This is a genomic window from Staphylococcus massiliensis CCUG 55927, from assembly GCF_000298075.1.
Lineage (GTDB): Bacteria > Bacillota > Bacilli > Staphylococcales > Staphylococcaceae > Staphylococcus > Staphylococcus massiliensis.
On the sequence record NZ_JH815593.1, the window covers coordinates 1,592,268 to 1,594,756 of the forward strand.

Below are 2,489 nucleotides of genomic sequence, written 5' to 3' on the forward strand. Positions count from 1 at the left end.
GTAATAGTTATAACAGGAGCATCTTCAGGCATAGGGGAAGCTACAGCCAAACTCTTAGCTCAAAAAGGCGCTAAAATTGTGTTAGCTGCACGGAGAGAAAACAAGCTACAACAATTAGCTGAGTCTATTATATCTAATAATGGAGATGCAACATATTTAGTTACTGATGTAACTAAACCAGAAGATAATCATAAGTTAATTGAACATGCACTTTCAACATATGGGCGAATTGATGTCATTTTCTTAAATGCTGGTTTAATGCCTAATTCTCCATTATCAAAACTTAAATCTGATGAATGGAATCAGATGGTAGATGTGAACATTAAAGGTGTGCTAAATGGTATTGAAGCAGCATTGCCCAAATTTACAGCACAGAAATCTGGTCACGTGATTACGACTTCTTCTGTTGCAGGTTTAAAAGCTTATCCTGGTGGTGCAGTTTATGGTGCTACAAAATGGGCTGTACGAGACCTTATGGAAGTTCTACGTATGGAATCGGCACAGGAAGGTACCAATATACGTACAGCTACGATATATCCAGCAGCAATAGAAACAGAATTAATAGATAGAATTACGGATGAAGCTACAAGTAAAGGGACAGAACAAATGTATGATCAATATCAAATCTCACCTAATAGTATCGCTAATATTGTAGCTTTTGCGATTGACCAACCTGAAGACGTTAATGTCAATGAATTTACAGTTGGCCCTACTTCTCAACCCTGGTAACTTTTTATAACATTTAAATTCAAAAATGTCAGACAAAGAAAACGAAATATGAGGAGATGTTTTTATGACAAATCGATGGTCTAAAGAGACGTTAGAGAAATTTAAGTCTGCAGATGATATGTATGTGTCTCCTTTTTACTCAGATAGTAAAACACTAGGAACTCCTACTTGGATTTGGAATGTTATCGTTGATGGCGAGCTTTACGTTAGAGCTTATAATGGTCAAAACTCTAGATGGTATCAATCTGCTAAAACGCAACAAGCAGGGCAAATCCAATTGGCAGGTGAAACTTATGATGTTATATTTGAACCTGTTACTAGAACTACCAAATTAGATGAAGCAATTAACCAAGCATATAAAAATAAATATGGTGATAGTATATACTACCCACCTATGGTTAAAGAAGGTGCTGTTAGTACAACAGTAAAAATATTTCCTAATCAATAAATATTAGCCCTCTCTCTATAATGATAGTGAGGGGGCTAATAATGTGTAAATACCTTTGAAAATAATGGAGCATCAAGGTAATTGCTTGTTTTTAATTCTATAAACGGTTTGTCTGGTAATATTAACTTCTTTAGCAATTTTACTAATAGAAACGCCTTGTTCAAGCATTTCTACAACGCGGTGATACACTAATCGTTTCTGAGGATCTTTAGCATTTGGCGAATAAAGTACAGGCCTGCCTTTGTATACGCCTTTATCTTTGGCTACTTTAATTCCTTGTGCTTGTCGACGTTTACCTTCATTTCTTTCTTGTTCTGAAATCATTGCTAGAATTTGAATGATTAAGTCTTTCATAAACTTATCTAGTAAAGGATTACCAATTACTTCATTCATCATTGGTAAACTTGTAATCATCAATTGGACTTCTTTTTCTTTTAAATAGTTAACGGTTTGAATAATTTCGTCGTAATTTCTCCCTAATCGATCAATAGATTCTACAATTAAACGGTCCCCCATACGAACAAAATTTAATACCTCTTGAAATACTGGACGATTTTCAATCGATTTTCCTGATTGTTTTTCCGTAAATATTTTTTCAGCACCAAATGATTCTAAATTTTCAATTTGTCTATCTAAGTTCTGATCAATGGTTGAAACTCGTGCATAACCAACTATCAAATTTTTCCACCCTTTCTCATACACCCTAATCATACATTTTAAAAACACGATTTACAAGGATATTTTATTGTATCATTAGAGTGAACCCTAAATGAACAAATAATTACGTTACAACTTTAGTTGTAATTTTACATTTTTATTATATGATGATTTAAAAGGAGGCGAGAACATAAAAATCATTGTGATTGAAACTTCAAATGATGGAGGTGGTAAAGTGGATAATAATTTGGCCGACTACACGCATTATCAACGTCAAGAAGCTATGAGAAAATATAAAATTATTGAACCTTATATAAAAAAACAGCAGTCAGTTCAAGTTATTAGTAATAATAAGCAAATATCCCAAAGAACAATTTATTCTTGGGTGAAAAGCTACAACAATCAAGGTTTAATAGGATTAATAAACAGAAGAAGAAAGGATTTAGACAAAGCTAAACTAAACGAAGATACGCTCAATTATATTAAGAACGAGTATCTAATTAACAAGGGTATATCTATAGCATCAATACACCGTAAAACAGTAGATTGGTGTAATCAAATGAATCACCCTACACCTAGCTATAAGCAAGTTTATACAAGTATAAAAAAAGTATCTAATCATTTAAAATCCTACTCTGATTTAAATAGTAAAAAA

The 2,489-nt window shown here is 32.9% G+C and carries 4 protein-coding genes; 3 read left to right on the plus strand and 1 reads right to left on the minus strand.

Features of this window, described 5'->3' with window-relative positions:
- Both A33S_RS0107835 and A33S_RS0107840 read left to right on the plus strand, forming a co-directional pair.
- Positions 1–729 (plus strand): SDR family oxidoreductase (locus A33S_RS0107835; RefSeq protein WP_009385715.1); only part of this gene is annotated, 729 nt, incomplete at its 5' end.
- 64 nt (positions 730–793) lie between these two features.
- Positions 794–1,177 (plus strand): DUF2255 family protein, encoded by a 384-nt coding sequence (locus A33S_RS0107840; protein ID WP_009385714.1) that lies wholly within the window; start codon positions 794–796, stop codon positions 1,175–1,177.
- Positions 1,178–1,249: 72 nt separating this feature from the next.
- On the opposite strand, the gene A33S_RS0107845 is transcribed toward A33S_RS0107840, so the two are convergent.
- Positions 1,250–1,855, minus strand: coding sequence for a recombinase family protein (locus tag A33S_RS0107845; protein ID WP_009385713.1), 606 nt, complete (start codon positions 1,853–1,855; stop codon positions 1,250–1,252).
- A gap of 214 nt (positions 1,856–2,069) precedes the next feature.
- Between A33S_RS0107845 and A33S_RS11775 the strand changes: the two genes are divergently transcribed.
- Positions 2,070–2,489, plus strand: a 420-nt coding sequence (locus A33S_RS11775) for a helix-turn-helix domain containing protein (RefSeq protein ID WP_156093038.1), incomplete at its 3' end; no start/stop codon positions are given.

Coding starts and splice junctions, on each gene's coding strand:
- A33S_RS0107840 (WP_009385714.1), top strand. CDS start 794: ATGACAAATCGATGGTCTAAAGAGACGTTAGAGAAATTTAAGTCTGCA.